Annotated in this window: 13 protein-coding genes and 2 pseudogenes; all 15 read right to left on the bottom strand. The window is 62.5% G+C overall.

The window, feature by feature from the left end:
* A pseudogene (locus HP499_RS08940) lies at positions 1–296 on the bottom strand (alpha/beta hydrolase); the annotation flags it as partial.
* Positions 297–402: 106 nt separating this feature from the next.
* A complete protein-coding gene (pyrE, locus tag HP499_RS08935; protein WP_144652726.1) occupies positions 403–975 on the bottom strand; it encodes an orotate phosphoribosyltransferase in 573 nt (190 codons plus the stop codon).
* Positions 976–980: 5 nt separating this feature from the next.
* Positions 981–1,988, bottom strand: coding sequence for a LacI family DNA-binding transcriptional regulator (locus tag HP499_RS08930; protein ID WP_172323740.1), 1,008 nt, complete (start codon positions 1,986–1,988; stop codon positions 981–983).
* Between the two features lie 81 nt (positions 1,989–2,069).
* Positions 2,070–3,353: a multiple monosaccharide ABC transporter permease gene (gene mmsB / locus HP499_RS08925; RefSeq protein WP_172323738.1), complete on the bottom strand. Its 1,284-nt coding sequence runs from the start codon at positions 3,351–3,353 to the stop codon at positions 2,070–2,072.
* Positions 3,354–3,358: 5 nt separating this feature from the next.
* A complete protein-coding gene (gene mmsA, locus HP499_RS08920; RefSeq protein ID WP_172323737.1) occupies positions 3,359–4,888 on the bottom strand; it encodes a multiple monosaccharide ABC transporter ATP-binding protein in 1,530 nt (509 codons plus the stop codon).
* Positions 4,889–5,015: 127 nt separating this feature from the next.
* On the bottom strand, positions 5,016–6,164 hold the full coding sequence (gene chvE / locus HP499_RS08915) for a multiple monosaccharide ABC transporter substrate-binding protein (protein WP_172323736.1): 1,149 nt from the start codon (positions 6,162–6,164) through the stop codon (positions 5,016–5,018).
* Positions 6,165–6,467: 303 nt separating this feature from the next.
* Entirely contained in the window at positions 6,468–8,753 is a 2,286-nt protein-coding gene (locus tag HP499_RS08910) for a gluconokinase, GntK/IdnK-type (RefSeq protein ID WP_172323735.1), read from the bottom strand.
* Between the two features lie 7 nt (positions 8,754–8,760).
* Entirely contained in the window at positions 8,761–9,990 is a 1,230-nt protein-coding gene (gene manD / locus HP499_RS08905) for a D-mannonate dehydratase ManD (protein ID WP_172323734.1), read from the bottom strand.
* A gap of 36 nt (positions 9,991–10,026) precedes the next feature.
* A complete protein-coding gene (locus tag HP499_RS08900; RefSeq protein ID WP_172323733.1) occupies positions 10,027–11,397 on the bottom strand; it encodes a mannitol dehydrogenase family protein in 1,371 nt (456 codons plus the stop codon).
* On the bottom strand, positions 11,394–12,800 hold the full coding sequence (uxaC, locus tag HP499_RS08895; RefSeq protein WP_172323732.1) for a glucuronate isomerase: 1,407 nt from the start codon (positions 12,798–12,800) through the stop codon (positions 11,394–11,396). Before uxaC ends, HP499_RS08900 begins: the two co-directional genes overlap by 4 nt.
* Before the next feature lie 100 nt (positions 12,801–12,900).
* Entirely contained in the window at positions 12,901–13,947 is a 1,047-nt protein-coding gene (locus HP499_RS08890) for a substrate-binding domain-containing protein (protein WP_172323731.1), read from the bottom strand.
* Positions 13,948–14,023: 76 nt separating this feature from the next.
* The gene (locus HP499_RS08885; protein WP_172323730.1) at positions 14,024–15,190 is read right to left on the bottom strand and encodes a Gfo/Idh/MocA family protein; all 1,167 of its coding nucleotides are present in this window, start codon (positions 15,188–15,190) and stop codon (positions 14,024–14,026) included.
* A 24-nt stretch (positions 15,191–15,214) separates the two neighbouring features.
* The gene (locus tag HP499_RS08880) at positions 15,215–16,075 is read right to left on the bottom strand and encodes a sugar phosphate isomerase/epimerase (protein WP_309138363.1); all 861 of its coding nucleotides are present in this window, start codon (positions 16,073–16,075) and stop codon (positions 15,215–15,217) included.
* A 61-nt stretch (positions 16,076–16,136) separates the two neighbouring features.
* Positions 16,137–17,024 (bottom strand): ATP-binding cassette domain-containing protein, encoded by an 888-nt coding sequence (locus HP499_RS08875; protein ID WP_172323729.1) that lies wholly within the window; start codon positions 17,022–17,024, stop codon positions 16,137–16,139.
* Positions 17,021–17,309 (bottom strand): annotated as a pseudogene (locus tag HP499_RS08870) (ABC transporter); the annotation flags it as partial. The pseudogene HP499_RS08870 and the gene HP499_RS08875, both read right to left, overlap by 4 nt.

Genomic DNA, 17,309 nt, shown 5'->3' with positions numbered 1-17,309 from the left:
CAGCTGGCTTTGGGGAAGTACAGGTCCGAGTACGGATCGGGCACCCGGAGGATTTTGGTGGCACGCCGCTCGGCTTGGACGCGGCGGGTAAAGAGCATGTCCCCGGCCAGGGCGGCGGAGGCTCCGGCGGCGATGAGGAAGTTGCGGCGCGAGGTCTTCTTGAGGCGGGCAGCGTAAGGGAGGACCCGGGCCCATGCGCCCGGATCCTCTACCTTTTCCGGTTCAGGAAAAGCCGGCACGGGAGGGTTTTCGTCCACCTCCGCCGGTGCCGGGAACTTCCCTACTTGAACGTCCACGCAGCAAGCATAGGCTCCGGAAGGCGGTGCCTCACAGCCCCGTAGTTTATGTACAGCTGATGCCCTTAAGATGCGCCTTTAAGGTCAAGTGCTGTACAAAAACTCCTTAGTCGAGGCCCAGCTCGTCCTTGCCGAATGCGAAGAGGTACGGAACGCCGGTTTCGGCTTCGATCTTTTCTTTGGCGCCGGTGTTGCGGTCAACGATCACGGCAACGGCCACTACATTGCCGCCCGCCTTACGGACACCTTCGACGGCGGTCAGTGCGGATCCGCCGGTGGTGGACGTGTCCTCGAGCACCACGACGTTGCGGCCCTCAACAGAGGGGCCTTCCACCTGGCGGCCCATGCCGTAGGACTTCTGGGCTTTGCGGACTACGAAGGCGTCCACGGCACGGCCGGCGTCGGCGGCAGCGTGCATCACCGCGGTTCCGACGGGATCGGCACCCATGGTGAGTCCGCCGGCGCACTCAACTGAAACGCCGGCGTCGTCGATCATTGCCAACATGACCTGACCAACCAGTTTGGAGGCCTCGTGGTGCAAGGTGATGCGGCGGAGGTCAATGTAGTAGTCCGCTTCCTTGCCGCTGGAGAGGATCACCTTGCCGCGGACCACCGCCAGCTCTTTGATGAGTTCAAGAAGGCGGGCGCGGGCAGCTGCAGTGTCAGGCGAGGAAGTCATGGCTCCTAGTTTAGTGGGAACGGAGCCCCGTCATGGGCAGGGGCGGCCGTGGTGGAGCGGATCACCAGGCGCGGGTTGACCATCTGTTCCCCGCTCCCTCCATCTCCGTCCAATTGCTGCAGCACCGCTTCCATGCAGCGGCGGCCCAGTTCTTCGAAATCCTGCTTGATGGTGGTCAGCGGCGGCATGAAGAACTCCGCTTCCGGCTGATCGTCGTATCCCACCACGCTGATGTCGCCGGGCACGTGACGTCCTGCTTCCTGGACGGCCCGGAGGACACCCACGGCCATTTGGTCGTTGGCGACGAAGACGGCGGTGATGGCGCTGTGCTGCAGGAGATCGAGTCCGGCGCGATACCCGGAAGCGGCATCCCAGCCACCTTCCAGGAGGACTTCGGCATCCAGACCGGCCGCGCGCAGTGCTTCCTGCCAGCCCTTGATGCGCTCCGCGGCATCAATCCAGTGCGGCGGGCCGGAAATGTGCGCAATCCTGCGGTGCCCCAGTCCGATCAGGTGTTCAACGGCCAGGCGGGCTCCCATCCGTTGATCAAGGGAAGCGCCCGTCAGTTGGTTTCCGGCGCCCGCACCCACTGCAACGATCGGCACGGGTACCGAAACATCGCCCAGGACGGCCAGGACATCAGGGTGCGGTACCAGGATGACGATGCCGTCCACTGACTGGTTGCGGAAATGCGCAACGGCATCGTTGATGCTGTGACCGGTTACTTCCCGGAGATTGGCGATGCTGACGAAGTACCCCGCTTCCCGGCCTGCCTGTTCGACGCCCAGAAGCGTGTTTGCCGGACCGAACTGGCCCGTTTCACAGGCGAGGACGCCGATGGTCCGCGAACGACGGGTCACCAGGCTGCGGGCTGCGGTGTTCCGTCTGTAGCCAAGGTGGGCGATGGCCGATTCCACCCGTTCCCTGGTTTTTCCGCTGACATTTGGATGGTTGTTCAGGACGCGGGAAACAGTTTGGTGCGACACTCCGGCCATCTTCGCGACGTCGCCCATGACGGGAGGCCGGGCCTGCGGGGCCCCGGACAATGCCCGGGACCCCGCTGGAGGCGGATGTTCGCCGCGTGCCATGTATTCCTACTTAGCGTCCACGCCCACGGGCGCAGCCGTGGCGGCAGGGGCTGATTCGGTGGCCGGAGGCGTGGTCTTCCATTTGAAGCGCCGACCCATGGAGGATCCGCCACCGGCACCGGTCCGGTTCTTGTTGAAGATGTCGAACCCGACGGCGAGCAAAAGCACCAGCCCCTTGATGAGCTGCTGGTAGTCCGTACCCAGGCCAAGGATGGACATGCCGTTGTTCAGGACGCCCATGATCAGGCCGCCGATCATGGCACCGGCAACTGTTCCGATGCCGCCCTGGACCGCGGCGCCACCGATGAAGGCAGCTGCAATGGAGTCGAGTTCGAAGCCGGTACCACCAGCGGGCTGGGCCGAGTTCAGGCGGGCCGTGAAGACCAGCCCGGCCAGGGCAGCGAGGACACCCATGTTGACGAACAGTCGGAAGGTGACCTTTTTGGTCTTGATGCCGGAGAGCTCGGCTGCGTGGAGGTTGCCACCGATCGCATAGGTGTGGCGGCCAAAGATGCTGTTGTTCATCAGCGCCGAGTAGACGATCACCAGGACAGCCAGGACGATCAGGACAATCGGGGTTCCACGGTAGCTGGCCAGGAGGAAGGTGATGATGAGCATCAGTACAGCGATGAAGCCGTTCTTGACGGCGAACCAGGCCATCGGCTCATTCTCGAGGTTGAACTTGCGGCGTACCCGGCGTTCTTTCAATGCCTGGAAAAGGATGGCTGCAGTGCCGCCAACGCCGAGGATGACCGTCAGCCATTCCAGCACGGAGGTACCTCCGGAAATGTCCGGGAGGAAGCCGCCGCCCAAGGCACGGAGCTCGTTCGGGAACGGGGTGATCTGCTGGTTCTTGAGGGTAATGAGGGTCAAGCCGCGGAAGATCAACATGCCGGCAAGTGTGACGATGAAGGCCGGGATGCCCACGTAGGCAATCCAGTAACCTTGCCACGCTCCCACCAAAGCACCCACCAGGAGGCAGGCGGGGATGGCGAGCCACCACGCCCAGCCCCAATGGACGATCATCACGCCTGCTACGGCGCCGATGAAGCCGGCAATGGAGCCGACGGAAAGGTCAATGTGGCCGGCGATGATGACCATCACCATGCCGATGGCGAGGATCAGGATGTAGCTGTTCTGGACCACGAGGTTGGTGACGTTCTGCGGCTGCAGCAGGATGCCATCGGTCAGGACCTGGAAGAGGATGACGATCAGGATCAGGGCGACGAAGATGCCAACCTGGCGGAGGCGGCTTGTGAGGAAGCCAAGGGATTCTCGTAGGGCGGACATGTTCGCTATTCCTTCTCTTTGGTCATGTAGTGCATGAGGGTTTCCTGGGTGGCTTCGGCTATGGGAACTTCGCCGGTGATGTGGCCCGCTGACAGGGTGTAGATCCTGTCGCAGATGCCCAGGAGCTCCGGAAGCTCTGAGGAGATCACAATGACTGCTTTCCCCGCAGCTGCGAGCTCGGCAATGATCGTGTAGATCTCGAACTTGGCGCCGACGTCGATTCCACGGGTGGGCTCGTCCAGGATGAGGACGTCAGGGTCCGAGAACATCCATTTGCTCAGCACCACTTTTTGCTGGTTTCCACCCGAGAGCTTGCCGGTGATGGCAGCAACGGACGGCGCTTTGATGTTCATGCTCTTGCGGTAGTGGTTGGCTACGGTGGTTTCTTTGTTGCCGTCCACCCAGCCCCGTTTGGCCAGCTTGTTCAGTGCGGCCATGGAGATGTTCCGTTTGATGTCTTCGATCAGGTTCAGGCCGTAGTGCTTCCGGTCCTCGGTGGCGTAGGCAATGCCGTGTTCGATCGCGTCGGAGACTGTTGAAGTGTTGATTTCCTGGCCGTATTTGTAGACCTTCCCGGAAACCGCCCGCCCGTACGTCCGGCCGAAGACGCTCATGGCGAGCTCGGTCCGGCCGGCCCCCATCAGCCCGGCCAGGCCAACCACTTCACCCTTGCGGACGTTGAGGCTGGCGTTGTTGACCACCATGCGGGAATGGTCCTGGGGGTGCTGGACGGTCCAGTCCTCGATGCGGAGGACTTCCTCGCCGATGTTCGGCGTCCGGTCCGGATAGAGGCTTTCCAGGTCCCGCCCCACCATTCCGCGGATGATGCGTTCCTGGGTGATCTGGCCTTGGTCCAGCCGCAGGGTCTCAATGGACTTGCCATCGCGGATGATGGTGACGGCGTCGGCCACTTTGCGGATCTCGTTGAGTTTGTGGCTGATGATGATGCTGGTGACGCCCTGGCCCTTTAGGTGCAGGATGAGGTCCAGCAAGTGGTCCGAGTCTTCATCGTTGAGCGCCGCAGTGGGCTCGTCGAGGATCAGGAGTTTCACTTCCTTGGACAATGCCTTGGCGATCTCCACCAGCTGCTGCTTGCCCACGCTGATGTGCTGGATGGGGGTGACCGGGTTTTCACTGAGGCCCACGCGGGCCAGCAGTTTGGCAGCTTCCAGGTTGGTTTTCCGCCAGTCCACCCAGCCGTTCTTGGCCAGTTCATTGCCGAGGTAGATGTTCTCGGCGATGGACAGGTACGGGCTCAGTGCCAGTTCCTGGTGGATGATCACGATGCCGCGCTTTTCGCTGTCCGTGATGCTCGAAAACTCGCAGGGCTCGTTCTCGAAGAGGATGTCGCCGTCGAAAGTGTTGTGGGCGTAAACGCCGGACAGCACCTTCATCAGGGTGGACTTCCCGGCGCCGTTCTCACCACAAATGGCGTGAACCTCACCTCGGTTGACGTCCAGGGTGACGTCCTGCAGGGCTTTTACCCCGGGGAAGGTCTTAGTGATTCCTCGCATTTGAAGAATGGGTACGTTCATCGTCAATTCCCGCTGACTGGTTGGAACTTGGCCGGGCCGAGGACTCGACAGGCTCTAAGGGAGGCTGTGGCCCCGCCGCGCTGCATATTCAGCACAAGACGGCGGGGCCACAGGCCGGGAAGGGTAATTACTTGACGTCGGCTTCGGTGTAGTAGCCGGAGTCGATGAGTTCCTTCTGGAAGTTGTCCTTGGTGATGATGACGGACTTCAGGAGGAACGCCGGGACAACCTTGACCTTGTTGTTGTAGGTCTTGGTGTCATTGGTTTCCGGCTCGGTGCCCTTGAGGACGGCGTCTACCATCTTGACGGCCTGCGCGCCGAGCTGGCGGGTGTCCTTGAAGATGGTGGAGTACTGCTCGCCGGCGATGATGGACTTCACGGAGCCCTTTTCGGCGTCCTGGCCGGTGACCACGGGAAGGCTTCCGGTGGAGTAGCCGCCAGTGCTGGTCAGGGCGGAGATGATGCCGATGGACAGTCCGTCGTACGGGGACAGGACACCGTCCAGCTTGGTGCCTGAGCTGTAGGCCGAGGTGAGGATGTCTTCCATGCGCTTCTGGGCTACGGGTGCCTGCCAGCGAAGAATGGCTGCCTGCTCAAACTTGGTCTGGCCGCTGGGTACCTTCAGGGTGCCTGCGTCCAGGTACGGCTTGAGGGTGTCCATGGCGCCGGTCCAGAAGAAGTTGGCGTTGTTGTCATCCGGGCTACCGGCGAACAATTCAACGTTGAACGGGCCCTTGCCTTCAACCTTCTTGCCGCTGGCACCAACAAGGCCCAGGCCGGTCAGCAGCGAGGTGGCCTGCTGGACACCCACGGTGTAGTTATCGAACGTGGTGTAGTAATCCACGTTCGGCGTTCCGTTGATGAGTCGGTCATAAGCGATGACCTTGACGTTCTGCTCCTTGGCCTTGGCCAGGACATCGGTCAGGGTGGTGCCATCGATGGCTGCGATGATCAGGGCCTTTGCGCCCTTGGTCAGCATGTTCTCAATCTGGGAAACCTGCGTGGGAATGTCGTCGTTGGCGAACTGGAGGTCGGTCTTGTACCCCAGGTCCTTCAGCGACTTCTCAACGTTGGCGCCATCTGCGATCCAGCGTTCGGATGTCTGGGTGGGCATCGAAATGCCCACCAGGGAATCGCTGGGATTGGCGCTGCTGGTGGATTCAGCAGTGCCACCGCGGGTGCCGCAGCCTGTTGCTCCCACCGTTAGGGTCAGGACAACCGCCACGGCGCCCAGGAGTTTCTTCAATCTCACGATGCTCTCCTTCCGCGGCAGCATTGCCGCGAACTCTGATGCAGCCGGAGCATCTGCGCGTCCGGCACGGTAAAGCTGGATGTGGCCTGCGTGCTGGGGGCGGCACAAGCCGTTGAAAAGGTATTGCGAATGCCATTGTGAACGCTAACATTACCGTTGGTCAAGTGCCGTGGATCACGAAATGATTGCAGACCGGAAGCACTCCAGAGGGTATTGACTTGAAACGTTGTTAGCGTTCACAATTGGCGGCCCCGCACCGGCCACCGGCATGCATTAAAGAGAAAAGCCCGGCACCGCTTGTAAGCGGTACCGGGCCAACGCCTCACATCAGAGACGGGTGTCGAACGAATCGCAGAACACGTTCTGGTTGAACGTTCCCTGGAACTCTGATTCGCCCTGAATCTTCCGGATGGTTGCCCGGATGGCCTCACGCGTTGCTGCGTGCGCGTGAATGGCGGTCTTGACCATGGGCACGTCGATCAAGTGGTTCGGCTGGTTCAAGGAGACGAACACCGTGGGAACCTCAGTGGCGTACCAAGGGATCTCGGCAGCCATGGGTGAGGACCATTTGATCCGAATGGCGGCCTCCTGCGCAAAACCCTTCACGTTGGCGAAGATGAACGCGGCGTCGTAACGCTCCGCATAATCGCCGGTGGCTTCCTCGGACACAACCCGCATGAAGTTCATGCCGGTCTCCCCCGCGGCTTCGCGCTGCTCGGCGGTCCTGAACACGCTGACCTGGAAACCTGCCGCTTCCAACTCTTCCCGGACAGTGTCCAGGTAGGCCAGAGGATCCGCACGGGTGAAGTCGGCGCCGCCCGAGATGCCGTAGAGACGGATCCGCGGATGGGTCTGAGGCGTGATGGGCAAGTTGGCAGCGGTGTCCTTGACCAGCGTCACGGTCTTGTCGGCGATCTCCGCGGCAATAGCCCGGTGAGCCTCGCTGCCAATAACAGCCAAGGCCTCAGGCGCCGGAACCAACGATTCCAGGGAAGCCAGATGCAGCCCCAGGCTCGCCTTCAGTCCAAGAATCCGTCGCAGGGCATCCTGCAAACGTCCCTCACTGATGATCCCGGACTTGTAGCCATCCAGCATGTAGCCGAAGTCCTCCTCCGGGTTCCGGAAGAACAGGAACATATCGCAACCGGCCGCAATAGTCGCAGGCACCAGGTCGCGCCGCTTCATCGCCTGCGTGAGGCCCACCATCAGCGAAGCATCGGTGAGGACCAGTCCGTTGAAACCGAGTTCGCCACGCAGCAGATCCTGCAACAACTCAGGCGCCAGCGTCGCGGGGCGAACCTCAGCATCCGTCAAACCCGGCCGGAAGTGCCGGGAGACCTCAGGAGCGCCGATGTGGCCCACCATGATGGACTGCACGCCGTGCCCGATCATTTCGCGGTACACGTGCCCGTAGCTGGCATTCCATTGGTCATAGCCAAGGGTGTTGTAGGAGGTCACCACATGTTGGTCGCGCTCATCAATGCCGTCACCGGGAAAGTGCTTCATGGCGCAGACCGTGGGGGATTCACTGATGCCGTCGAAGTACTCCTTGGCCCGTTCCACCACGATCTCGGGAGTGTTGCCGAAGGCCCGCGTGGAGATGACCGTGTTCCGCCAGTTGTAGTGGATGTCCACGATCGGCGCGAAGGCCCAGTTGCAGCCCAAGGCTGCCGTTTCGACGCCGGCCACCTGGCCCATCTGCCGCGCAATGGACTTATCGGGATGCGAACCTGCCTGAAGATGCGTGGATACGAACGTGCCGTCGTCGCAGCTCCCTGCTCCACCCATCTCGGGATTGGATGCGATCAGGAGCGGGATCCGGGTTTTGGACTGCGCGTAACGGATGTGTTCCTGCACTGCCGCGGAGGGGCCGGGGCGGTAGCGCATGCCACCCACATGGAAGTTCTCCAGTATGCCGTCCAGGTACGCCGGGGAGTAGTCATTGTTGTGGTTGATGAACAGCTGGCCGATTTTCTCTTCCAACGTCATGGAGCCAAGGGTGCTTTCCACCCACTCCACAGCGGCGTCATCAAGGTTGTATGGGGCCGCTTTGAGATCCACGAGGAACGCTCCATCGGGCGCCTGGGCGGAGCCGTTCAAACCTGCGAGTGCTTCCTTCACGATCTCCTCCACGGACTGTGCAATGTCCACAACAATCCCGGCTTCGTCATCCTCGAGCGGTTCCAGCGTAGCCAGTTGGGAGTCCAGCAACGAGGCAGGCATGAAGTGCCCGGGCCGGGCAGTCATGCGCGCGTTCAGCAGCTCGCGGGTGCCGTGCAGGTGCACGAAGACCACGGTTGGATCTGCGCTGCGGATGATGTCCCGGTAGGAGCGCTTGAGCGCGCTGCACGCGATGACAAGAGCAGAGTTCGACGCCGGGAACCGCCTGCCGATTTCAGCCAGCCACGGTGCGCGGTCGTCGTCGTTGAGCGGAGTACCTGAGGCCATCTTGTCGATGTTCGCCTGCGGGTGCAGCGAATCGCCGTCGAGAAATCCAGCGCCGATACGCTCGGCGAGGGCGGCACCAACAGTGCTCTTGCCGCAACCGGCCACGCCCATCACCACAATGTGGTGACGGGGCGCAACTCCAGCGGCAGCAGTCTCACCAGTCATGGCAGCCTCACCAATCATGAACAGTGCCGTCCACGAGGCGGTTGTAGGGCAGGTAGGCCTGTTGGTACGGGTAGGCTGCGGCTGCTTCTTCGTTGAATTCGACGCCGATGCCGGGGTTGTCGCCCGGGTGCAGGTAGCCGTCCTTGAAGGTCATGGACTGTTCGAAGACCTCGTTGGTCTTGTCCGAGTGCTGCATGTATTCCTGGATGCCGTAGTTGTGGATGGCCAGGCCGACGTGCAGCTGGGCGGCGAAGCCCACCGGGGAGATGTCCGTGGGGCCGTGGAAGCCGGACTTGATCTGGTACTGGGCGGCGAAGTCCATGACTTTCTTCAGCGGCGAGATGCCGCCGAAGTGGGTGGAGGCTGCACGGACGTAATCGATCAGCTGTTCCTTGATGAGGGTCTGGAAGTCGAACACGGTGTTGAAGATTTCGCCGATGGCCAGCGGGGTGGTGGTGTGCTGGCGGACCAGGCGCAGGCCTTCCTGGTTCTCGGCCGGGGTGCAGTCTTCAAGCCAGAAGAGGTCGTACGGTTCCAGTGCCTTGCCCAGCTTGGCAGCCTGGATGGGCGTCATGCGGTGGTGGCCATCATGCAGCAACGGGATTTCCGGTCCGAACTCGTTGCGTACGGCTTCAAAGACGGTGGGCAGGTGGCGAAGGTAGGCGCGGGTGTCCCAGTCTTCTTCCAGCGGGAAGTTGCCGCGGCCTGCGGGCTCGTAGTCATAGCGTTCGCCCGAGGCCTGAGCCTGTGCTGCGACACCGTACACAGCTTTGATGCCGGGGACCGCGGTCTGGATGCGGATGGACTTGTAGCCCAGCTCCAGGTGCTCCCGCACGGAGTCGAACAAGGACGGAATGTCAGCGCCGGACGCGTGGCCGTAAGCGCGCAGCCCGTTCCGGGAAGCGCCGCCCAGGAGTTGGTAGACCGGCATCCCGGCAACTTTGCCTTTGATGTCCCACAACGCCATGTCGACGGCGGCAATGGCGGCCATGGTGACCGGGCCGCGGCGCCAGTAGGAGCTGCGGTACAGGAACTGCCAGGTGTCCTCGATCCGGTGCGGATCCTTGCCGATCAGCAGTTGTGCCACGTGTTCTTTGAGGTACGCGGCGACGGCGAGTTCACGGCCGTTGAGGGTCGCGTCACCGATGCCTGTCACACCGTCCTCCGTGGTGATGCGCAGAGTGACGAAGTTACGGGACGGGCTGGTCACAAAGACTTCAGCGGCAATGATTTTCACAGCTTTCCTTTCGGGATGTGGCTGGTGGTTAGGTTGTTAGTTCGGATTGCCACTGGTGGCAACCGATTGCATGCGCGGTGCGAATGCTTGGCTGAGGCGATGAACCAGCTCCATTACGGAGGGGTCCCCCGCGAGCCCGGGATCCAGCAGGGACACCAGGGCGGCGATACGGTCCAACCCGGAAAGCTGGTTGGCTGCAGCCACGGCCTCGGACCGTGGGTCCTGCGATCCCGGATTCGACTGCTCGAAAGCGGCCCACACGGCGATCATCCGGGCTGCGGCTTCACCACTCCGGCCGGCCTCACGCTCAGCCCGGAGTACGGGGATGGCCCGCATTCGCAGCTTGGTGCTTGCGTCCGTGGCAATCTGGGCCAAGTGGTGGGCGATCCGTGAATTGCCGAAGCGCTCCAGCAGGGCCGCCCGGTACTCGGGAATGCGCAGATCCTCACCGGCCAGGTGCCTGGATGCCTCGTCCCAGAAGTCCTCCACAGCTTTCAGGCACACGCCATCAGCCAGGGCCTCGGCAACCGTGGTGTGTCCGCGCAGTTGGCCAGCGTAGGCCAGGATGGAGTGGGCACCATTGAGAAGCCAGAGCTTGCGGTTTTCGTAGGGCTCTATGTGATCCACGAAAACCGCGCCGGCGTCCTCCCAACGGGGCCGCCCGGCAGGGAAATCACCGCTGAGCACCCAGTTGCGGAACGGCTCGGCAACCACGGGCGCCTCATCCCGGTAGCCGCACTCGCGGGCCACCAGGGAAACGTCTTCAGGGGTGGTTCGCGGCGTAATCCGGTCAACGGAGGTGCTCACGAAGCTGACACGGGCGTCAATCCAGTCCGCCAGCCCGGCGTCGACTCCCCGCGCCAGTTCCACCACGGCTTTGCGCGCCACGTTGCCGTTGTCGGAGAGGTTGTCGCAGGACACCACGGCGAGGGATCCGGCGTCGGCATCCCTGCGGGCGGCGAGGCCCAGGACCAACCGACCCAACGGTGTCGTGGGTTCCTGACCGGAGACCAGCAGCGGTACATCGCCGGCACCAAGGCCGTATGCCGCTTCGGTGATGGTCAGGGTGACCACCGAGGTCTGCGGCGCGGCGAGCAATTCCACCAGCCGGCCAACGTTGGCGCCATCCACGGCTTCGACGATGCTGCCCACTACCTCAAACGTGTCGCCTGAGTCGGATCGCTCCACCACGGTGAACAGTCCGTCCTGAGCGGCCAGGACATCGGCGGCGTCCGGGCGGCGTCCGGTGAAGGAGGCGATGCCCCACTCCCCCGCGTCGCCGGCGTGCTGGGTGAACCAGGCCTGATGCGAACGGTGGAAAGCGCCGAGACCCAGGTGCACAATGCGCACTGGCGCTTTGGGGTGTGGCGCAACGTCGCGGCCAAGGCGCGGAAGTTCGGCGGTCATAGCTTGAACACCCGCCGGGGCGAGGAATCGACGACGTCGAGAATCAGCTCGTGCGCGCGGTCTTCCGTCACGCGGTGCTCGGCTACGAGGCGCGCGAGGAAGGCGGCTTCGATCCTGCGCGAGGCGTCATGCCGCGCCGGGATGGAGCAGAAGGCCCGGGTGTCGTCAATGAACCCCGAAGAGCGCGAGAACCCGGCGGTTTCAGTGACGGCAGAACGGAAGCGCAGCATGGCATCCGGGGCGTCGAGGAACCACCACGGTGCGCCGATGTAGACGGACGGGTAGAAGCCCGCCAGCGGCGCCAGTTCGCGGGAAAACACTGTCTCGTCGAGCGTGAAGAGCACCAAGTGGAAATCCTTGGCCGTGCCGAAGTCCTGCAGCAGCGGACGGACGGCCTCGGTGTAGTTCACGGCAAACGGAATATCGTGGCCGGTGTCAGCCCCGAATGACTCGAATGTGGGGCCGTGGTGGTTGCGGTAGGAGCCCGGGTGGATGGTCATCACCAAGCCGTCCTCTACGGACATCCGGGCCATCTGGTACATCATGTGGGCCTCGAACGCATCACGGTCAGCAGCCGTCGCTTTGCCGGAGCGCGCCCGTTCAAAGAGTGCCTCGGCTTCCCCGGCATCCAGTTTGAGCGTGGCCGGGGTGCGGACGCCGTGGTCTGCGGATACGGCGCCATGCTCCACGAAATAACGACGCCGGTTCTCAAGCGCCGCAATATAGCCCGCGTAGCCAGTGGCACCGTCAGCAGCGGTCTCGATGAGCCGGTCAACATTGGCGCCCCAGCTGGGGTGGGCCACGTTCAGGTAGGCATCCGGGCGGAAGGTGGGCAGGACCCGGCCATTGAAACTTGGGTCCTCGGACAGGGCTTTGTGGCTGGCCAGGTTGTCCAGGGGATCGTCCGTGGTGGCCAGGACCTCGATGTTGAAGTCCTTGAAGAGCTGCCGCGGGCGGAAATCGGGTTCCACCAGCTTGGCGGCAATGGCGTCGTAGCTTGCATCGGAGGACAGCTCGCTGAGGTCTGCGCCGAGCTTGAAGACGTTGTCGAACTGCGTGCGCAGCCAGTATCCGGAGGCCGTTCCTTCGAACAGCGGCCAGGCCTCCACGAAGGTCCGCCAGATCTCCCGGGAGTCCGGGGCGGAGGCGGTGCCGGCCAGCAGCTGATCCATCGGAACACCGTTGGCGTGGATCAGGCGGGTGACGTAGTGGTCCGGGCTGACAAGGAGCGCGGCGGGATCCGGGAACGGCGTGTTCTGCTCGATGACTGCGGCGTCAACGTGGCCGTGCGGGGAGATGATGGGCAGGTCCTGGACGCGCTCCAGCAAGGACCGCGCGATGCTGCGCGTCCCGGGATCTGCGGGCAGGAGCCGGTCAGGGTGTGCTGCGATGGACTGTGACATAGATCAATCTTGGCGGTCGGGTCCAACTTTTGTCAACCGGTTGCCAAAAATTGCCAAGTAGTTGCTGCATGGCTGTTCAGGGCAGCAGCTTAGGTAGGGACTATGCCAGCAGGCGGCCGCTGGAGCCGCGCACCACGAGTTCGGTTTCCACCCGGACGGCCTCATCGGGACCGTCATGACCTTGGAGCATGTCCAGCAGGATGGTCACGGCACGGGTGCCGCACTCCCCCAACGGCGAACGGACCGTGGTCAAGGCGGGGGTGGTGAAGTCGGCGCCAAAGATGTCATCGAAGCCCACAATGCTGATCTGGTCAGGGACCCGCATCCCGCCGGCCTGCAGTTCCTGCATCAAACCGATGGCCAGGAGGTCGTTGTAGGTGATCACCGCCGTTGCCCCGCTTTCCAGGACGTCGCGCGCAACCTGGCGTCCGCCGTCGACCGTTGGTTTGGACGACTCGAGCCGTACTGCTCCGAGCTTGGACCATTCCGCGGCGGCTTTGACGCCGTCCCAGCGGCGGGCCGTCATCCAGGACTGCTTGGGGCCGGCCACGTAGGCGAGGTTCTCATGACCGTTGGCGGCGAGGCTTCGAACGGCTTCGCTGATGCCCTTGTTGACGTCCGGGACCACGCACGGGACGCCCTTGACCTCGCGGTTGATGACGGCCACGGGCTTGTCCGCGGCCAAGGCACGGATATGGTCGTCATCCATGCGCGGACTGGCCAGGATGAGTCCGTCCACCGTGCTCAGGAGCCGGCGGGCAGCGATCACTTCCGTTTCCGGCGACTCCGCGGATTCCGCCAGAACCAACGTGTAATCGCGGGCGGAACCTGTGGTTTCCGCCCCGCGGATGATGTCAAAGAAGGTGGGGTTGGTGATGTCCGCGACGATCAGGCCAATGGTCTGCGTCCGGCCGGTAGGCAGGGCGCGCGCGAAAGGGTTCACCTGGTAGTTCAGCTCTGCCGCAGCGTCCTCAATGATCTTCTGCGTCTTGGCGCTGACCCGGCCGGGCTTGCTCAGGGCACGCGAGACAGTGGAGGGGTTCACGCCCGCCAGCTTGGCGATGTCGTAGATCGTGGCGGAGGACTTCTCCCCCCGTCCGCGTTTGGTGGGGGCGGTTGCTGCTCCGGAACTCGTCACGTCAGTCACCGCTCCATCGTAGACTGCTTGGCAACAAAAACAGGCCGGTTGCCAAATAAATCAGCAACCGGCCCATGTCGCTTGCCTAGGCCCTCTCGGGGAACTTGCCCTCTTCGGCAATGCGCTTGTTCAATTCGTGCAGGAACTCATCCTCGTCAAAGTCCAGCGACACTTCCTTGCCGGTCCAAGCCGAGAGGTGGATGGCGTTGGCCAGGCGGACACCGTTGATGCCGTCGGAGCCTGGAGCCAGCAACGGGGTACCGTCCAGAATGTTGGCGGCAAAGTTCTCCAATACCCCCGCGTGCTGGCCGCCCCAGACGGACTCGAATTCAATGACTTCCGTGCTGTAGAGCTCTTCCCGGTTCAGTTGGCCCATGAAGAGCTTGCGGACATCGTCCATGCCCATCGAGTCGCTGATCTCACGTTCCGGCTTGACCAGTCGGGTAACGGTGGCCACCTTGCTGTCCTCCACCACGATCTTCCCTTGGTCGCCCAGGATTTCGAACCGGTCGGTTCCCACGATGTCGTGGGTGGCTGTCACAAAAACGCCGGTGGCGCCGTCGCCATAATCAACCACGGCTGTCACTTCATCCTCGACGGCGATGTCACGGCGGAAGCCGAACGCCACTTTTGAGTACACGGACTTCGGGACGCCACAGATCCACTGCCACAGATCCAGCTGGTGCGGAGCCTGGTTGACCAGCACGCCGCCGCCCTCGCCGCCCCATGTGGCGCGCCATTCGCTGGAGTTGTAGTACCCCTGCGGACGCCACCAGTTGGTGATGATCCAGTTGGTGCGGCGAATGCTGCCGATCTCGCCGTTGTCGACGATTTCCTTGAGCTTCTTGTACAGCGGGTTGTTGCGCTGGTTGAACATGATGCCGAAGGACAACTCAGGCTTGGAAGCGGCGAACTCGTTGAGTTCCTTGACCTGCTTGGTGTAAACGCCCGCGGGCTTCTCCACCAAGGCATGGATGTTGCGCTTGAGCGTTTCGATGGCCATTTCCGGGTGCAGGAAGTGCGGCACGCACGTGACGATCGCGTCCACGGAACCGCTCTCCAGCATCGCGATGTAGTCCTCAAAGAACGGGACATCCGGGTACTGGGAGGCTGCGAGTTCCTTCTTGGCAGGATCGACGTCGCAAATGGCGGCAATCTCCATATTCGGAACCAGCCCATCATTGATGAACCGGGCATAGGCGCCGCCCTGCTGGCCCAACCCGATGATGCCGAGGCGTACTTTTTTACTCATGAACGGAATCTCCTGTGTGGGAATCTAGAAAAGGTCGGCGTGGCCCATGGCCACCAGGTTGTCGTACGAGGTCTGGAGGGCATCCCATACGGTCCGCCCATAGAGCTCGTCCTGCTCCACCAGGAGGTACTGTGCGCCTGCAGCCACGGCAGCCGGAACGATCGAGGGGAAGTCCAGGTTGCCCTCTCCTACTTCGGCGAATTGCACGACGTTCCGGAACTCGGCCATGAAACCGGCGAAATCGCCCTTTTCCAAGAGCCCGAAGGATGCTTCCGGCAGTTGGCCGATCCTGTAGTCCTTCAGGTGCACCATGGCAGTCTTGCCGGCATACTTTTCCAGGGTCCGCACAGGATCCAAGCCACCGCGCTGCACCCAATGGACGTCAATCTCCATGCCCATCGCAGGGGAGTTCTCCGCGATGATGTCCAGCATGTACTTGCCGTCGAACTTCGCGAACTCAATGTGGTGGTTGTGGTAGTACAGGCTGATGCCCTGTTCCTGCAGCCGTTCCGCATAGCCGTTGGCTTGCTTGGCGAATTCAATCACTGAGTCCAGGGATTTCATGGCTCCGAAAGGAAGCATGCCGATCCGCAGCAAGGAGCTGTCCAGGCGCTTGGCGTCATCCACGATCTTGTCGAAGTTGTCCGCCAGTGATTCCACAGGCATGCCCTTGCGGCCTTCAATGTTGACCGACAGCGCCGCGATGTCCATTCCCAGTTCCGTGCGGGAGCGGTCCAGTTCGTCCACGTTCTCGGGTGTCATGGGGATCTGGGAAATCTCGACGGCGTTATAGCCGATCGCGCTGACCTTGCGGAGCGTTTCGAACGCTCCAACATCAGCAAAACTGTCCTTCAGCATCATGGCTTGGACGCCTATTGTGGCCACTTTTTCCTCCGGGGTTCTTGGGCCCTTCCGGACCCTGGGTAGCTAATGGGTGCCGGGCCGTTCAGGCCACAGCACCTTGCTGTTCGATTTGGCTGTGTTGGCTTGCCAGCAAGCGGTGACGGTCTGCCCGGCGTTGCTCCTGCCGGTCAGGGTCCGGCACGGGCGAGGCCAGCAGGAGCCGCTGCGTGTAGGGGTGCTCGGGATCACGGGTGACTACCTCTGCGGGCCCTTGCTCCACGATCTCGCCGTGGTACATGACGGCCACACGGTGGCTGATGTGCCGCACGACGTCGAGGTCGTGGGAAACGAACAGGTACGAAACGCCGGTGTCCTTCTGGATCTGCAGGAAGAGATCCAGCACGCGGGCCTGGGTTGAGAGGTCCAGGGCGCTCACCGGTTCATCGCAGACAATCAACTTCGGAGACAAGGCAAGCGCCCGGGCAATCGCGACGCGCTGGCGCTGGCCACCACTGAACTCGCGCGGCAGCCGGTGGATCGCATCGGTGGGCAGGCCCACCTGGTCCAGGAGTTCCTTGACACGCTTCTTGGCAGCGCCCGCCTCCATGCCCTGCACGCCCAGTGGCTCGGCAAGGATGTCACCGATTTCCAAGGCCGGATTCAGCGAGGTATACGGGTCCTGGAACACCACCTGCAGGTCCCGGCTCAGCGTGCGGCGTTCCTTTCGGGATGCGTTGCTGATGTCATTGCCCTCGAAGACCACCTTTCCGGCGGTGACCGGGGCCAAGCCCAGGACGGCGCGGCCAAGGGTGGTCTTGCCGGAACCCGACTCTCCCACCAGGCCAAGGGTTTCACCTTGGCCGATGGTGATGTTGATGTCCGTCAGTGCCCGGAAAGGCTTGGCCCGGAATCGCTTGCTGGGGTACTCCACCACCAGGTTCTCCACTGCGAGGAGCGGTGCCCCCTGCGACGAGTCAAAAGGGATACTCATGCGACAGGCTCCTTGTCCTTAGATACAAGCATGGTCATAGGGGTCTTTCCTTCGAGCATGGAGCCCAGCAGGGTCTGCGTGTACGGCTCTTTCGGGTTCCGGAGGATCTCGCGGACGGTCCCCTCTTCCACAAGCCGGCCGTTCTGCATGACAACTACCCGGTCACACAGATCGGCAACAACACCGAAGTTGTGGGTCACCAGGATCACGCCGATGTTCAGGCGTTGCTGCAACTCGCGGAGCAGATCCAGCACATCGGCCTGGACGGTGACGTCCAGCGCGGTG

The organism is Paenarthrobacter sp. CM16 (assembly GCF_013179505.1).
Lineage (GTDB): Bacteria > Actinomycetota > Actinomycetes > Actinomycetales > Micrococcaceae > Arthrobacter.
Note: the sequence above shows the minus strand (reverse complement) of the source record. Positions and strands in the feature narration are given on the sequence as shown.

Coding starts and splice junctions, on each gene's coding strand:
- HP499_RS08900 (WP_172323733.1), bottom strand. CDS start 11,397: ATGACCGCCGAACTTCCGCGCCTTGGCCGCGACGTTGCGCCACACCCC.
- mmsB (WP_172323738.1), bottom strand. CDS start 3,353: ATGTCCGCCCTACGAGAATCCCTTGGCTTCCTCACAAGCCGCCTCCGC.
- mmsA (WP_172323737.1), bottom strand. CDS start 4,888: ATGAACGTACCCATTCTTCAAATGCGAGGAATCACTAAGACCTTCCCC.
- uxaC (WP_172323732.1), bottom strand. CDS start 12,800: ATGTCACAGTCCATCGCAGCACACCCTGACCGGCTCCTGCCCGCAGAT.
- HP499_RS08930 (WP_172323740.1), bottom strand. CDS start 1,988: ATGGGCGACGTCGCGAAGATGGCCGGAGTGTCGCACCAAACTGTTTCC.
- HP499_RS08910 (WP_172323735.1), bottom strand. CDS start 8,753: ATGACTGGTGAGACTGCTGCCGCTGGAGTTGCGCCCCGTCACCACATT.
- HP499_RS08885 (WP_172323730.1), bottom strand. CDS start 15,190: ATGAGTAAAAAAGTACGCCTCGGCATCATCGGGTTGGGCCAGCAGGGC.
- pyrE (WP_144652726.1), bottom strand. CDS start 975: ATGACTTCCTCGCCTGACACTGCAGCTGCCCGCGCCCGCCTTCTTGAA.
- HP499_RS08875 (WP_172323729.1), bottom strand. CDS start 17,024: ATGAGTATCCCTTTTGACTCGTCGCAGGGGGCACCGCTCCTCGCAGTG.
- chvE (WP_172323736.1), bottom strand. CDS start 6,164: ATGCTGCCGCGGAAGGAGAGCATCGTGAGATTGAAGAAACTCCTGGGC.